At 73.8% G+C, this 15294-nt stretch carries 13 protein-coding genes; 5 read left to right on the top strand and 8 right to left on the bottom strand.

Features of this window, described 5'->3' with window-relative positions; genetic code table 11:
- Window positions 1–228: 228 nt before the first annotated feature.
- Window positions 229–3534: a sacsin N-terminal ATP-binding-like domain-containing protein gene (locus ACFVUH_RS29270; RefSeq protein ID WP_387916309.1), complete on the top strand. Its 3306-nt coding sequence runs from the start codon at window positions 229–231 to the stop codon at window positions 3532–3534.
- 27 nt (window positions 3535–3561) lie between these two features.
- Here ACFVUH_RS29270 and ACFVUH_RS29265 read toward each other — a convergent pair whose 3' ends face one another.
- From ACFVUH_RS29265 to ACFVUH_RS29255, 3 genes are read right to left on the bottom strand one after another with little or no spacing between them, the layout of a single operon-like run.
- A complete protein-coding gene (locus ACFVUH_RS29265; protein WP_387916306.1) occupies window positions 3562–3798 on the bottom strand; it encodes a hypothetical protein in 237 nt (78 codons plus the stop codon).
- A gap of 32 nt (window positions 3799–3830) precedes the next feature.
- Window positions 3831–6302 carry an HAD-IC family P-type ATPase gene (locus ACFVUH_RS29260; RefSeq protein WP_387916304.1) on the bottom strand — a complete coding sequence of 824 codons (2472 nt, stop codon included), beginning with the start codon at window positions 6300–6302 and terminating at the stop codon, window positions 3831–3833.
- A gap of 52 nt (window positions 6303–6354) precedes the next feature.
- Window positions 6355–6639: a DUF2530 domain-containing protein gene (locus tag ACFVUH_RS29255; RefSeq protein WP_355359967.1), complete on the bottom strand. Its 285-nt coding sequence runs from the start codon at window positions 6637–6639 to the stop codon at window positions 6355–6357.
- A gap of 250 nt (window positions 6640–6889) precedes the next feature.
- Between ACFVUH_RS29255 and ACFVUH_RS29250 the strand changes: the two genes are divergently transcribed.
- Window positions 6890–8353, top strand: a complete 1464-nt coding sequence (locus ACFVUH_RS29250) for an NCS2 family permease (protein WP_355359964.1) — start codon at window positions 6890–6892, stop codon at window positions 8351–8353.
- Window positions 8354–8429: 76 nt separating this feature from the next.
- On the opposite strand, the gene ACFVUH_RS29245 is transcribed toward ACFVUH_RS29250, so the two are convergent.
- The 4 genes from ACFVUH_RS29245 to ACFVUH_RS29230 form a co-directional block, all read right to left on the bottom strand.
- Window positions 8430–8915: a SitI3 family protein gene (locus ACFVUH_RS29245; protein WP_387916302.1), complete on the bottom strand. Its 486-nt coding sequence runs from the start codon at window positions 8913–8915 to the stop codon at window positions 8430–8432.
- Between the two features lie 22 nt (window positions 8916–8937).
- Window positions 8938–10278: a putative T7SS-secreted protein gene (locus tag ACFVUH_RS29240; protein ID WP_387916300.1), complete on the bottom strand. Its 1341-nt coding sequence runs from the start codon at window positions 10276–10278 to the stop codon at window positions 8938–8940.
- On the bottom strand, window positions 10278–10604 hold the full coding sequence (locus ACFVUH_RS29235; protein ID WP_355359950.1) for a hypothetical protein: 327 nt from the start codon (window positions 10602–10604) through the stop codon (window positions 10278–10280). Before ACFVUH_RS29235 ends, ACFVUH_RS29240 begins: the two co-directional genes overlap by 1 nt.
- A gap of 220 nt (window positions 10605–10824) precedes the next feature.
- A complete protein-coding gene (locus tag ACFVUH_RS29230; RefSeq protein WP_387916376.1) occupies window positions 10825–11268 on the bottom strand; it encodes a VOC family protein in 444 nt (147 codons plus the stop codon).
- A 125-nt stretch (window positions 11269–11393) separates the two neighbouring features.
- Between ACFVUH_RS29230 and ACFVUH_RS29225 the strand changes: the two genes are divergently transcribed.
- Window positions 11394–12317, top strand: coding sequence for a DUF4231 domain-containing protein (locus ACFVUH_RS29225; protein ID WP_355359944.1), 924 nt, complete (start codon window positions 11394–11396; stop codon window positions 12315–12317).
- Between the two features lie 76 nt (window positions 12318–12393).
- On the opposite strand, the gene ACFVUH_RS29220 is transcribed toward ACFVUH_RS29225, so the two are convergent.
- Window positions 12394–12819, bottom strand: a complete 426-nt coding sequence (locus tag ACFVUH_RS29220; protein WP_355359941.1) for a VOC family protein — start codon at window positions 12817–12819, stop codon at window positions 12394–12396.
- A 324-nt stretch (window positions 12820–13143) separates the two neighbouring features.
- Here ACFVUH_RS29220 and ACFVUH_RS29215 point away from each other — a divergent pair, with 324 nt between their 5' ends.
- On the top strand, window positions 13144–13578 hold the full coding sequence (locus tag ACFVUH_RS29215; protein WP_355359938.1) for a MarR family transcriptional regulator: 435 nt from the start codon (window positions 13144–13146) through the stop codon (window positions 13576–13578).
- A gap of 373 nt (window positions 13579–13951) precedes the next feature.
- Entirely contained in the window at window positions 13952–15241 is a 1290-nt protein-coding gene (locus tag ACFVUH_RS29210; RefSeq protein ID WP_387916374.1) for an MFS transporter, read from the top strand.
- Window positions 15242–15294: the final 53 nt, after the last annotated feature.

The raw sequence follows: 15294 nt of genomic DNA, 5'->3' as shown, positions 1-15294 counted from the left end.
CCCGACCCAAGCCCCTAATGTTTGTGGGGGGGGGTGGCTTTTGCTCACTAGCCCCCCCCCCCCCCGGCCGCCCCCGGCGCCCCCCCCCCCCCCGGGGGGGGGCGGGCCGCCGCCGTTTCCGCCCCCGTGCGGGCGGGCCGCGGCCGGGGGCGTGTCCGGGGCAGTCCTTCCGGCAGGGAAGAATGCCCCTCGTAGGGCACAACAGGGCGGCGGAAGGCGGCAGGTCCAGTGGAACCTCGGATTCTCGGCAGCGGCACGGACGAGCACCTCGCGGATCCCTTCGGCAGCGCCGAACTGCGCCGTCGGGTGCTGGACGCCTGGGCCGCCTCCCCGGCCCGGTTCCGGGAGGACGCCAACGCCGAGGAGGAGCTCGCCCTCGGCGGCTACCGCGACCGGCTGGTCGTCGAGCTGGCGCAGAACGCCGCCGACGCCGCCGTCCGCGCCGGGCACGGCCCCGGCCGGCTGCGGCTCACCCTGGCGGACGGAGTGCTGGCCGCCGCGAACACCGGCGCGCCGCTGGACGCCGCCGCCGTCGAGTCGCTGTCCACCCTGCGCGCCTCCTCCAAGCGCGGCGAGCACGAGACCACCGTCGGCCGCTTCGGCGTGGGCTTCGCCGCCGTCCTCGCGGTCACCGACGAGCCCGCCGTGCTCGGTTCGGCCGGCGGCGTGCGCTGGTCGCTCGGCGAGGCCCGGGCACTGGCCGGGACGCAGCCGGCGCTCGCCGAGGAACTGCGCCGCCGGGACGGTCACGTGCCGCTGCTGCGCCTGCCGTTCGCCGCCGAGGGCCCGGCGCCCGAGGGGTACGACACGGTGGTGGTGCTGCCGCTGCGCGACGCCGCCGCCGAGGACCTCACCCGCCGGCTGCTGGCCGGCATCGACGACGCGCTGCTGCTCACCCTGCCGGGCCTGGCCGAGGTGGTGGTGGAGACCTCGGAGGGCACCCGTACGCTGACCCGCTCCGCCGCGGAGCCGCGTCCCGACGGCGTCACCGAGGTGACGGTCACCGACGACGCCGGCGGGGGGCACCGGCGCACCGTCTGGCAGACCGCCGAGGCGGCCGGCGCGCTCGCCGCGGAGCTGCTCGCCGACCGGCCCACCGAGGAACGCGCCCGCCCCTTCTGGACGGTGACCTGGGCGGTGCCGGTCTCCGAGGAGGGCGACCCGCAGCGGCCCGCGATCGACCCGGTGCTGCACGCGCCCACCCCCAGCGACGAGCCGCTCGGCCTGCCCGCGCTGCTGATCGCCTCCTACCCGCTGGACTCCACCCGCCGGCACGTCGCCCCCGGCCCGCTCGCCGACTTCCTCACCGAGCGCGCCGCCGACGCCTACGCCGACCTGCTGCGTGCCCGCGGCGGCGACCTCGGCTCGCTCGGCCTGGTGCCCGGCCCGCTCGGCCGGGGCGCGCTGGACAACGCGCTGCGCGCCGCCGTGCTCTCCCGGCTGCCCGGTACGCCGTTCCTGCCGCACCCGGCGCCGGTCGAGGAGGGCACCCCCGCGCTGCGGCCCCGGGACGCCACGCTGCTGGAGGGCGCGGACGGCTCGGTGGTCGAGGCGCTGGCGCCGATCTTCCCCGGTCTGCTGCCGGCCGGCCTGGAGCGCCGCACCGAACTGCGGGTGCTCAACGTCCGCCGGGTCCCGCTCGCCGAGGTGGTCGACCAGCTGGGCGGCTTGGACCGGGAGCCGGCCTGGTGGCGCAACCTGTACGCGGCGCTCGGCGGCGCCGACCCGGAGGCGCTCGGCGCGCTGCCGGTGCCGCTCGCCGACGGCCGGACGGTGACCGGCCCGCGCCGGGTCCTGCTGCCCTCCGACGCCGCCGACTGGGCGGCCTTCCCCGGCTACCCCGAGTCGCTGGCCGACACGCTCGCCGTGCTCGACCTGCGGCTCGCCCACCCGGAGGCCGCCCACCCGCTGCTCGCCAAGCTCGGCGCCGGCGCGGCCACCCCGGCCGGGGTGCTGGACACGCCCGAGGTGCGGGCCGCCGTCGCCCGCTCCTACGAGCTGGCCGAGGACGACCCGGACGCCGCCGCCGACCTCGCCGAGGCGGTGCTGGCGCTCGTCAAGGCAGCCGCCCCGGCGCCCGGCGAGCACCCCTGGCTGGCCCGGCTGGCCCTGCTCGACGACGAGGGCGAGCCCGCCCGCGCCGGCGAGCTGCTGCTCCCCGACAGCCCGCTCGCCGAGCTGGCGCGCGAGGACGACGCGGCCTGGGTGGACGACGACCTGCTGGAGCGCTGGGGCCCGGAGGTGCTCGCCGCCGTCGGCGTACCGGCCGACTTCGTGCTGGTCCGCGCCGAGGACGTGGTGCTCGACCCGGACGACCTGGACCGGCTCGACCCGACCGTGCCCGCCGACCGGGCGGCCGGCGGCCACCCCACCGGGCTGATCGACGAGGCGCCGGACGGCCTGGCCGACTGGGCCGAGGACGCGCTGGAGGCGCTGCACGCCGACGACGGGGACACCGCGGGCGTCCCGCCGGTCGCCGCCGAGCTGCTCGCCGTCCGCGACCTGGACCTGGTGGACGACGACGCCTGGCCGCAGGCGCTGGCCGCGCTGGCCCGCCCGCCGTACCGGGACGCCGTCGTCACCCCGGTCCGCACGCTGCTGCCGGACGGCTCGTACGCCGACCTGCCGCCGTACACCGCCTGGTGGCTGCGCGACCACCCGGTGCTGGACGGCCGCGAGCCCGCCGGGCTGCGCGCGGCCGGCGCCGACCCGCTGCTGCGCGGCCTGTACGACGAGGCCCGCACCACCCTGGACGAGCAGTTCCTGCACGCGCTGGGGGTGCGCACCACGCTGACCGCGCTGCTCGCCGAGCCGCACGGGCCGGACGAGGTGCTGGACCGGCTGACCGACCCGGCCGCCGAGGTCGGGCACCGCCAGCTGCACGGCATCCACAGCGCGCTGGCCCGGATCGAGGTGGAGCGGATCGAGCCGCTGGACGTGGTGCGGGCGGTGCCGCCGCTGGACCGGGCCACCGGCCGCCGTCCCGACCGCACGATCGTGGTGGACGCCGCCGAGGCGGTCGTCGCGGACGCCCCCGACCTGGTGGAGCTGCTGCACGACCACCCGCTGCTGCCGGTCGCCCCGGCGCTGGCCGCCGACCTCGCCGAGCGGCTGCACGTCTCGCTGGCCAGCGAGGTGGCCGGCGGGCGGGTGCTCTCCCAGGGCGCCCTGCACCGGGTGCCGGCCGTGGTGCGGGAGCTGCTGCCCGGCTGCCCGGTCGCGTACGAGGAGCACGAGGACCTGCTGGTGGTCGGCCCGGACGGCGAGGAGGCCACCGTGGACTGGCGCTGGGACGCCGCCGCGGACACCCCGGAGGCGCCGTACGACCCGGAGTCGGCCGAGGAGGCGGACGAGGACGACGAGTTCGAGGTGCCGCCGGTGCCCGGGCTGCTGCACGCGGCCACGCCGGAGGGGCTGGCCGCCGGGCTGGCCTGGTCGGTCGGGCAGTGGCACCGCCGGTTCGAGGTGCTGGCCGCGCTCAGCGAACCGGACCGGGCGTACGAGCTGTCCGCCGCCCGCGACTTCGAGGGCTGAGCCGCCGGGCTCCGGTGCCCGCCCCGGTCAGGAGCGGGTGCCGGAGCGGGTCCGGCCGCGGGCGATCAGCCGCAGGTAGATCGTGAGGGTGGCCACCACCCAGGTGGCGGTCAGCACGGCGGCGACCGCCTTGGTCAGCCGTGGTCCGGGGTGGATCCCGGCCAGCACGCCGACCCCCGCCATCGCCAGGGCCAGCAGCCCGGTGGCCAGCAGCCCGCCCAGGAAGGCCGCGAAGGCCTCCAGTTCACCGCCCCTGCGTGCCATCGCGGCACTCCCCCCGTCGCCCGGTCCCGGGGTCAATGATCGGTCCGGCGGCGCATGATCCGCCAGACCACCTCCAGCACCACTCCGGCGATCAGCGCGATGCCGACGCCGATCCACGGGTCCCGGGTGCCGGACAGCGAGAGCTGGAAGAAGTCGGAGAGCCAGGGCACCGTCAGCACCAGCGCGAACGCCCCGCACATCGTCCCGATCAGCAGCAGCCGCCACCAGTTGTACGGGCGGGCCACGATCGCCAGCACCCAGATCGCGACCAGGAAGAGCGTCAGGGTGGCCACGCTGGTGTCCGACTCCAGGTCGGTGGCGTGGTCGGCGCGGGCCAGCGCGTACGCGGTGAAGGTCGCCGTCCCCGCGATCACACCGCCGGGGATCGCGAACCGCAGCACCCGGCGCACGAAGCCGGTGCGGGCGCGCTCGTTGTTGGGCGCGAGCGCCAGGAAGAAGGCCGGCACGCCGATCGTCAGGGTGGACAGCACGGTGGAGTGCCGGGGCAGGAACGGGTACGGCGAGTGGGTGAAGATCACCAGCAGCGCCAGCAGCACCGAGTAGACCGTCTTGACCAGGAACAGCCCGGCCACCCGCTCGATGTTGCCGATCACCCGGCGGCCCTCGGCGACCACCGAGGGCATCACCGCGAAGGAGTTGTTCAGCAGCACGATCTGGGCGACCGCCTTGGTCGCGTCGCTGCCACTGCCCATCGCCACGCCGATGTCCGCGTCCTTGAGCGCCAGCACGTCGTTGACGCCGTCGCCGGTCATCGCCACGGTGCGCCCGCGCGACTGCAGCGCGCCGACCAGCTCGCGCTTCTGCTGCGGGGTGACCCGGCCGAAGACGGTGGTGCGCTCGGCGGTGTCGGCGAAGGCCTGCGGATCGCCGGGCAGGGTGCGCGCGTCCACCGGGTGGTCGGCGCCGGGCAGCCCGAGGTGGGCGGCGACCGCGCCGACCGAGACGGCCGAGTCACCCGAGATCACCTTCGCCTGGACCCGCTGGCCCTCGAAGTAGCGCAGGGTGTCGGCGGCGTCCTCGCGCAGCCGCTGCCGCAGCACCACCAGGGCGAGCGGCCGCAGCCCGGCGGCCGGGTCCGGGGCGTCCAGCGGGACCGGCGAGCGGCCCAGCAGCAGCACCCGCAGGCCCTGGGCGCCCAGCTCGTCCACCTCGGCCAGTGCCGGGTGGCCGGCGGGCAGCAGCACGTCGGGGGCGCCGAGCAGCCAGCTGGCCTCCTCGCCGCGCGGCTCCAGCAGCTGGACGCCGCTCCACTTGCGGGCGGAGGAGAACGGCATCGCCTCGATCACCCGCCAGCCGTCGCGGCGCTCGCCGCTGCCGTCGCCGTAGGCGTCGATGACGGCCTGCATCGACGGGTTGGGGCGGGCGTCGGCGCCGGCCATCACGCCGAGCGCCTGCTTGACCGTCTCCTTGAGGGCGCCGTTCTCCGCCAGGGCGTCGCCCGCCGGCTCGCCCCGGTCACCGCCGTCGGTGATGATCCGCAGGTCGACGACGTCCATGCCGCCCTCGGTCAGGGTGCCGGTCTTGTCCAGGCAGACGGTGTCCACCCGGGCCAGTCCCTCGATCGCGGGAAGCTCCTGCACCAGGCACTGCTTGCGGCCCAGCCGGACCACGCCGATCGCGAAGGCCACCGAGGTCAGCAGCACCAGGCCCTCGGGCACCATCGGCACGATCCCGGCGATCATCCGGCGGACCGCCTCGCGCCAGTCCCGGCCCTCCACCGCCAGCTGGCTGATGATCAGACCGATCGCGGTCGGCACCAGCAGCCAGGTGATGAACCGCAGGATGCTGTCGATGCCGGTGCGCAGCTCCGACTTCACCAGGGTGAACCGGCTCGCCTCCTCGGCCAGCTGCGCCGCGTACGCCTCCCGGCCGACCTTGGTGGCGGTGAACGCGCCGGCGCCGGCCACCACGAAGCTGCCGGACATCACCGCGTCGCCGGGGTGCTTGAGCACCGGGTCCGGCTCGCCGGTGAGCAGCGACTCGTCGATCTCCAGGCCGTCCGCCTCGGTGACCTCGCCGTCGACGATCACCTTGTCGCCGATGCCGAGCAGCACGGTGTCGTCCAGCACGATCTCGCCGATGGCGACCTGCGTCGCGGCGCCGTCGCGGCGTACCTGGGGCCTGGCCTCGCCGATCAGCGCGAGGCTGTCCAGGGTCTTCTTGGCGCGCAGCTCCTGGATGATGCCGATCGCCGTGTTGGCGACGATGACCAGGCCGAACAGGCCGTCCTGGAGCGGGCCGACGATCAGGATGATCGCGAACATCACGCCGATGATCGCGTTGAACCGGGTGAAGACGTTCGCCCGGACGATCTCCCGGGTGGAGCGGCTGGAGCGGACCGGGACGTCGTTGACCTCGCCGCGGGCGACCCGCTCGGCCACCTCGGCGGAGGTCAGCCCGCCGCGTCGGCCGGGCAGCAGGCCGAGCGGGTGGGCACCGTCCGGCTGGTCACCGGTGGGCTTGTCCTCGGCGGGCTGCATCATGGCACCGACTCTACGGGGGCCTTATGTCCGATGCGTGCTACTAAAGGACTATTCAGTCCGACCGGGTGGCTGGATTCTGCGCCTCTTCGGCGGCCGCCGCCCGGCTGCGCGCGATGGCGTCCCGGCGGGCCCGGCAGTACCAGAGGCCGATCAGTCCGAGCCCGCCGCCGGCCAGGCAGATCCACGGCCAGCTGCCGTGGCCGTGGTCGGACAGCGTGCCCCAGAACGGGAGCAGGACCACGAACGCCACGAACCAGAGCACCGTGCCGCCGCCGACGATCGCGACGTCGTTGGCCTCCAGCGGCGGGGGCGAGGGGTGCAGTGGCGTCTTGGGCATGGGCCCTAGGGTACGGTGCGGCCGTACGTCCGATCGATTCTGTGCGGGGACTGGCCGCGCTTGTTACGTGGGTTATTCGTTCTACGCGCGAAGATAGCGTACGAGCGATCGGGGAACCCATACTTGTTTTTCCGGTCGGTCGCGGCATGCTCAGGACATCGTGCTTCGTGCCCGTCCCACCGGGGCGCCCGGTGCCACCGTCGTTCCCGGGCGGGTCCCCCTCTCCTCCGCCCCCCACAGAGGACGCAGCATGCCCGTGGCCCAGCCGACCACCGAGTCGCCCGAGCCCGCCCAGCCCGACACGCCGAAGCCCCCGTTCGGCGCGCTGGACCGCTACTTCCGGATCAGCGAGCGCGGCTCCTCCCTGCCGCGCGAGATCCGCGGTGGTGTCGCCACCTTCTTCACCATGGCGTACATCCTGGTGCTGAACCCGATCATCCTGGCCAGCGCCACGGACATGACCGGCGCCCACCTGGACAGCGCCCAGCTGGTCACCGCCACCGCGCTCACCGCCGGCCTGACCACGCTGCTCATGGGCGTCATCGGCAACGTCCCGATCGGCCTGGCCGCCGGCCTCGGCGTGAACACCATCGTCGCCCTCCAGCTCGCACCCAAGATGACCTGGCCGGACGCCATGGGCATGGTCGTGCTGGCCGGCTTCGCGATCATGCTCCTGGTCGCCACCGGCCTGCGCGAGCGGGTCATGAGCGCCGTCCCGCTCGGCCTGCGCAAGGCCATCGCGATCGGCATCGGTCTGTTCATCACCCTGGTCGGCCTGGTCGACTCCGGCTTCGTCACCCGCATCCCCGACGCCGCCCACACCACCGTCCCGCTCCAGCTCGGCGTCGGCGGCCACCTGCACGGCTGGCCGGTCCTGGTCTTCGTGCTCGGCCTGCTGCTCACCCTCGTCCTGCTGGTGCGCAAGGTCCCCGGCGCGATCCTGATCTCCATCGCCGTGATGACCGGCGTCGCCGTGGTGATCGACAAGCTCGCCGACATCCCCGCCCTCAGCTGGGGCCTGACCGTCCCGGCCTGGCCGGGCAACCCGGTCGCCGCTCCCGATTTCGGCCTGGTCGGCAAGGTCAGCCTGTTCGGCGGTTTCGAGAAGGTCGGCGTCCTCACCGGCGTGCTCTTCGTCTTCACCGTCCTGATGTCCTGCTTCTTCGACGCGATGGGCACCATCCTCGGTGTCGCCGACGAGGCCCACCTGCTGGACGAGAAGGGCGACCTGCCCGGCATCAACAAGGTCCTGATGATCGACGGCATCGCCACCGCGGCGGGCGGCGCCACCTCGTCCTCGGCCAACACCTGCTTCGTCGAGTCCACCGCCGGCGTCGGCGAGGGCGCCCGCACCGGCTTCGCCTCCATCGTCACCGGCGGCCTCTTCGTGGTGGCCCTCTTCCTCACCCCGCTCGCCACCATGGTCCCCGCCCAGGCCGCCACCCCCGCCCTGGTCACCGTCGGCTTCCTGATCCTCGCCAACTCGGTGCGGGACATCGACTGGGCCGACTACACCATCGCGATCCCGGCCTTCCTGACCATCGCGATGATGCCGTTCACCTACTCCATCACCAACGGCATCGGCTTCGGCTTCATCACCTTCTGCATCCTGCGCATCGCCACCGGCCGTGCCCGCGAGGTCCCGCTCCCGATGTACGCCGTCTCCGCCGTCTTCGCCTTCTACTACCTGATGCCGGCCCTCGGTCTGCTCTGAGCCCCGGCGACGGCTCACCGGCCCGCACTCCGCCACGAGGAGTGCGGGCCGGTGTCGTCGGCGCGGGCCGCGGGGCTCAGTCCTCGTCGGAGAACTCGTGCGTCTCGCGGCTGAAGGGCCGGGGGACGACGGCCAGGCGGTCGGCCGGCCAGAGGTCGTCCCGTTCGTTGAGGCTGAGCTCGCCGCCGCGCCGCAGCAGCCAGACGGTCTCGTAGTGGTACTGCAGCACCGCGTCGCCGGGGACGCGCTCCAGCAGGCCCGAGACCAGCCGGACGACGTCGTCCTCCTGCCCCCGCAGATCGGTGGTCTTGTCGAGCCGGAAGACCACCGACACGGTCGGGGTGATGTGGAGGTCCGTGACCAGGGGGTTCCACGGCCTGGGGTTGGGGGCGAACACCCGGATCCACGTGCCGAACCTGGTGGCGACGCCTTCGGTGAGCAGGTCCGCCGCCCGCGTGGTCGCATCGAACAGCCTGCCGCCCTGCGCGACGTCGTTCAGCGTGTCGGCCACCTCGGTGACGGACATCGATGTGGCCAGGCTGAAGCTGTGGGAAATCGACATGGCTGGGATCCGTTCGAACGCGCTAGGGGTAGATGTGCAGGATATTGCCCTGCCGGTCGATCACGACGGCCTCGTGGAGCCCTTCGATCGGCCAGTCGTGGAGCTGGGACTTGAGCGCCGCGACGTCCACGGGCGAATCCGCGAGATTGACGACGATGCGGTTGGTCTGGCCCTCCTGGATCTTCTCCTCGATCCGTGAGCCGACATTCCGGGCGCTGCTGCTCGACGGTGAAACGCAGTCGAATATCTCGCCCTCGATCCGGTAGTCGGGATTCTTCGGGCCGGGCACCGACGGGTTCTGTTCCACGTGGTAGCCCTGCTTGGCCAGGATCTCCGCCGATTCGTTCTCGCGCTGGAGCGCGAGCCGGTTCTCGGGTGCGTCGCCCGGGTTGATCCGGGTGGTGGACCCCTGCGGTGTGGCGTTGGGGTCGGGACCCCTCGACGGCTGGGTGCGGGCCTCGCCCGCGCCGCCGCCCCCGCCCCCGCCGTCGCCCTCCATGTGGACGCGGTTCGGTCCCGCCGCGTCCTCGATGATCTGGCTCGCGCCCATGCCGGCCATGCCCGCACCGGTGGCGATCATTCCGGCGGACAGGACGTTCACGGGCACGCCGATCACGGCGCCCGCGCCGGTGAGGTCGAGCCCGGCACCCAGCACCTCGCCGCCGGCGCCCAGGGCGGCGAGACTGAGGCCGCCCGCGACCTCCAGCACGGCGCCCGGGTCGTGGATCATCGCGTTGCCCACCGACGCCAGGTCCTCGACGGCCGTCTTGCCGAGATCCACGGCGAAGTCACCGGCGTCGGAGAAGAAGTCGCCGACCTTGTCCAGCCAGCCCGGCTCCTTGGGAGCCTTGTCGCGGACCTTGCCGATCGTGCGTGCCGCCGTGTCGCCCGCGTTCTTGAGCTGCTCCCGCGCGGTCTTGAGCGTCTGGGCGGCGGCCGCCCGCGCGGCCTCGCCGGGATCGGTGAACGGCAGGCCGTGCCCGGCGTTCCGCTCCGCGTCCTGGTGTTCGGACTTCGCCTTGCCCGTGGCGGCCCGGCCCTCGTCCCACTGCCGGATCGCGTCCGCGGCCTGCCCCTGGGCCCAGGCCAGTGTCGACTGGTGGGCGGCCAGGGCGGTGGAGGCCTCGTGGAAGCAGTCGCCGGCCACCAGCCACTTCTTCGGCTCGCCGTGGAAGGCGTGCCGGAACGCGTCGCCGGCCTTCCCCGACCAGCCCTCGACGGTGTCGATGCGCCTGAGGCCTTCGCCGGTCGAGTGCAGGGTGTCGCCGTAGCTCTTGAGCCAGGCGACGGTCGAGGCGATCGACTCGGTGCTCCCCGGTACGAGTTCCTTGGGGTCGGCGGTCTGTCCGAGGTCCTTGGCCACTACTGCGCCCCGGGGTCCCTGCCGTCCGGCCGGGTCACCGTGCCGCCGGGCTGACCGAAGAGTGTTCCGTCGATCTCGCGGTAGGCCTTGACGCTCGCGGTCAGCCGCTGGGAGACCTGGGCGGCGTCCTTCACCAGGTGTTCGACACCGATCTCCCAGCGGGTGCAGAACTTCTCCAGGACGTCGGCCAGGTGCCCGTGCCCGATCTCGCTCTTCTTGGGGTCGAGATCGCTCACCTTTCTGAACTGGAGTTTCGCCACGGTGCCGGTGATCCCGGAAGCCGCCTTCTCCAAGGCCGCCAGGTCCACCGTGAATCCGTCCGCCACGAGCCCCTCCCCCTACCGGGTTTGCCGGGTGTGAATCGACCGCAAGGACCACCGAAGCTAGCACGGCGAATTGGCTTCCGGTGCGGCGTTTTCGGAGGAGGCGGCGGAAATCGATTTGCCGGCGGGAACTCCGGTTTCGGCCGGGGAGAATGGGGCCGGTGTGCCGGGAGTGAATTCGTGACGGGGCGGGAATTCCGGGGCCGGCCGGTGGGCGGAGGCGTCAGTGGACGCAGAACTCGTTGCCCTCCGGGTCCTGCATCACGGTCCAGGAGCCGCCCGGCTCGGTGACCTCGCGCAGGGTGACGGCGCCGAGGGCGGTGAGGCGGGTGACGGTGGCGGCGCGGGCGTCGGGGCCGGGGTGGAGGTCGAGGTGGAGGCGGTTCTTGCCCTGCTTCGGCTCGGGGACGCGCTGGAAGAGGATCCGCCGGCCGAGGCCGGTGTCGCTGGTGGGGTCGTGCGCGTCCTCGGGGTGGCGGACGGCGGCCAGGGTCAGCCAGGCGTGCCGGCCGTCGACCTCGGTGATCTGGTCCGGGGTGACCGCGCCGCCCGCGAGCAGGTTGGCGATCAGGGTGCTGTGGTCCTCGACGGTGTAGTCGAGGGCGGCGGCCCAGAAGGCGGCCTGGCGGTGCGGATCGGCGGCGTCGATGACGAGCTTCCAGTGCATGGGCATGTAACCGGTTATAGGGGTTGCGGGTGGGGCGTGGCAAGTGGGGGTGTCAAGGGGGCCTCGGTGTAGGGGAGTTGACGGTGGGCATACTCCGGGCTGAGACGGGGGAGGGGAGCGGTTCGATGGTCAGACAGGATCCACCCGCGGGGGTCGAGGCGCAGCTGCTGCCGGAGCTGTTCCGGACGGCCGACCAGGCGTCACTGTCCGGGCAGCAGCAGACGTTGCGCTGGTACCGGGGGCTCATCTCGATGCTGGTGCTCGCGGCGGCGGTCGGTTCGCTGCCCGGGCCGGACGACAAGGGGGCCTCCGACATCACGCCGCTGTTCTCGGTGGTGGCGCTGCTGGTGGCCGGCTACTTCTGGGCGCGGCTGCGCCGCAGCAATCCGCAGGGGCGCTGGTACGAGGCGCGGGCGGCGGCCGAGTCGGTGAAGACGCTGGCCTGGAAGTACTCGGTGCGGGCCCGGCCGTTCGAGGGTGACGCGGAGTCGGCGGACGTCGACCGCGGCTACCTGCTGCAAGTGGAGGACGTGCTGCGGGCGTTCGAGGATCCGGCGATCGTGCCGCCGGAGTCGGTCGCCGAGATCACCCCGGAGATGCGCCGGGTGCGGGCGGAGTCGCTGACCGCGCGGCGGACGCTCTACCTGCGCACCCGGGTGGAGGGGCAGCGGACGTGGTACCGCTCGCGCGCCGAGTCCTGCGAGTCGCAGGCGGTGACCTGGGGGCTGGGCGTGGCGGGGCTGATCATCGTCGGCGCGGCGGCGGCGATCGCGCAGGCGACCGGGGCGCTGCAGGTGCACGTCTTCGGGGCCACCTCGGCGGCGGCCGCGGCGGTGATCGCCTGGACGCAGCTGAAGCAGCTCCGTCCGCTGGCGGCCGCGTACCAGCTGGCCGCGCGGGAGCTGGAGAACGTCGGCAACCAGCTGTCCGACCTCGACCCGCGGATGCCGGACGCCGAGCAGCGCTGGGCCCGGCTGGCCGCCGAGGCGGAGGACGCGGTCTCGCGCGAGCACACCACCTGGCGGGCGCGGCGGGCCTTCCCGCGCTGACCCCGCGCTGACCCCGGGCCGATCCCGGGCCGATCCCGGGCCGACCCGCGCCGGCCGGACGGGGCCGGCCTCCCGGTCAGGCGTCCAGCGGGGCCAGGCCGAACGGGTGGCCGGCCGGGTCGATCAGCACCTTGAGCGTCCGGCCGTGCTGGTAGGTGGGCTCGGTCGCGCCCAGGGCCAGGGCGCGGGCGGTGGCCGCCTCCAGGTCGTCGACGTAGAAGTCCAGGTGGAAGTGCTTGCCGCCGTCCGGCTCGGTCCACGGCTCCGGCCGGTACCCGCTGACCCGGCCGAAGCCGAGCGGGCTGCCGCCCTCCGGGTTGTCCAGGATGGCGAACCGCTCGTCCACGTGCCGGGTCTCCCAGCCGAGCAGCGCGCCGTAGAAGGCGGCCAGCGCGACCGGGTCGGCGCAGTCGATGGTGACCATCGCGAGGCGGGCGAAGCCGGTGTCGTCCTGCCCGGTCGGGTCGACCATGGTGGCCTGCTCGGAGGCGACGTCGGTCATGGCTGTCGACCCTTCTGCTGAGCGTGCTGCGGCGCCGGGGCCCGCGCGGACCGGGTCCCAGGACCAGCATCGCACCGGGAGTCACGGAGAGCACGGCCAGCCGGGGCGGGGCGGGGGGAGCAAGGCGCTCGGCAGCGGGCCCCGGGCCGTTGACCAGCGCAGATCGGTCAGGGGCATTCCGGATCGCTGACGCGGCGACGGCCGGCTCCCGGGAGAACGGGATCAAGGCGCCGACGCCCGGCGCCGGACCTGCCGAAGGAGCCGGGCCATGGACGGTCGGAATCCAATTTTCTTTAGCCAGAGTAATGACGTAGGCTAAAGAACATGCCCGAGATGTCCGAGCAGGACCTCGCAGCCATCAGTCAGCTGCGGTCGTCCGCCATGCGCCTCTCCCGTCGACTGCGCCACCAGCGGGTCGAGGAGTCGCTCAGTCCCACCGAGATCGGGGTGCTGGGCACCCTCGCCCGGTGCGGGAAGGCCACGCCGGGCGAGCTCGCCCGGAAGGAGCACGTACAGCCGCCCTCGATGACCAGGATCGTCGCGATGCTGGAGGAGAAGGGCCTGGTGCGGCGCGAACCGCACCCGGAGGACCGCCGGCAGGTGGTCGTCAGCAGTACCGAACAGGCCGAGGCGATCCTGGCGGAGTCCCGCCGGCGTCGCAACGCCTGGCTCGCCGAGCTCGCCGAGGGGCTCGACGAGGAGGAGTGGGCGAAGCTCCGCGAGGCCGCGCCCGTGCTCTACAAGCTCGCACACCTCTAGGCACAGCGAATCCGGTAGCCGCCGGAGGACGAAGGAGAACCGCATCACCGCAGGACCGAAGACCGACACCAGGAGCGCGACGGCCACGCCACGGGCCGTCGCGCCGCGAGGGGAGACCACCGTGACACCGCCGGCCGCAGCCAGCGCCGCCACCCGTACCCGGACCGACGAGCAGACCACCGACCCCGCCGCGGCGAACGCCGTGGCCGCCGACGCCCAGGCACCCGCCCCGACGGGGCTGCCCGGCAACGGCGACGACGACCCCGACGAACGCACCGCGGCGGACGACCCCGCCGCTCCCGGCCGCACCCGCGCGGCCGCGTCCCCCACGGCGGACTCGCCGACCGGCGCCGCCTTCACCAGGCCCGGGGGGATGTTCTCCTCACTGCGCGTTCGCAACTACCGCTACTACTTCGCCGGCCAGGTGGTGTCCAACACCGGCACCTGGATGCAGCGCATCGCCCAGGACTGGCTGGTCCTCAGCCTCACCGGCAGCCCGCTCGCGGTCGGCATCACCACCGCCATGCAGTTCCTGCCGATGCTGCTGTTCGGCCTGTTCGGCGGGGTGCTCGCCGACCGGATGCCCAAGCGCCGGCTGCTGATCCTCACCCAGGGTGCGATGGGCCTGCTCGCCGCCGGCCTCGCCGTGCTGACCGTCGGCGGTGTGGTGACCCCGTACTACGTGTACCTGTTCGCGCTGCTGCTCGGCCTGGTCACGGTGGTCGACAACCCGACCCGGCAGGCGTTCGTCTCCGAGATGGTCGGGCCGAAGGACCTCGCCAACGCGGTCAGCCTCAACGCCGCCAACTTCCAGACCGCCCGGCTGGTCGGCCCCGCCGTCGCGGGTCTGCTGATCGCCGCGGTCGGCAGCGGCTGGGCGTTCGCGCTGAACGCGCTGTCGTTCGCCGCCGTGATCGGCGGGCTGCTCGCGATGCGGGAGAGCGAACTGCGCCCGACCACGCCGATCGCCCGCGAGAAGGGCCAGCTGCGGGAGGGGCTGCGGTACGTCAAGGAGCGGCCCGAGCTGCTCTGGCCGATGGTGCTGGCCGGCTTCATCGGTACCTTCGGCTTCAACTTCCCGACGCTGCTGGCGGGTTTCGCCTCCGACACCTTCCATGTCGGCGCCGGGCAGTACGGCCTGCTGAACACCGCGATGGCCGTCGGATCGCTGACCGGCGCGCTGATCGCGGCCCGCCGGGGTGTGCCGCGGCTGCGCAGACTGGTCGGCGCCGCCCTCGCGTTCGGCGCGCTGGAGGTGGTGGCGGCGTTCGCGCCCGGCTACTGGACCTTCGCGCTGCTGCTCACCCTGATCGGGGTGTTCGGGCTGAGCTTCAACACCTCGGTCAACGCCTCGCTCCAGCTGGGCACCGACCCGGCGATGCGCGGGCGGGTGATGGGCCTGCTGATGCTGGTCTTCACCGGCGGGACGCCGATCGGCGCGCCGATCGTGGGCTGGGTGACCGCCTCGTACGGGCCCCGGGTGGGACTGTTGGCCTGCGGCCTGGTCTCGGCGGCGGCGGCCGGTGCGGTCGGCCTGGTCCTGGCCCGCAGCGCCGAGCTGCGGCTGCGGCTGGACCTGCACCCCGGGCGCGGGGGCCGGGTGGTGGCGCTGGTGCCGCGTCCGGCGGCGAGCGCCAAGCCGGAGCTGGCCACAGCCTGCTGACGGGCCGCCGGCGGTCTGTCGATGTCCTGCGGGCCCGGTCCCGGAACGCCATG

This window comes from Kitasatospora sp. NPDC058032 (genome assembly GCF_042885845.1).
In the GTDB taxonomy this organism is placed as follows: Bacteria; Actinomycetota; Actinomycetes; order Streptomycetales; family Streptomycetaceae; genus Kitasatospora.
The sequence above is the reverse complement of the archived record's forward strand: the minus strand, read 5'-3'. Positions and strand labels throughout refer to the sequence as shown.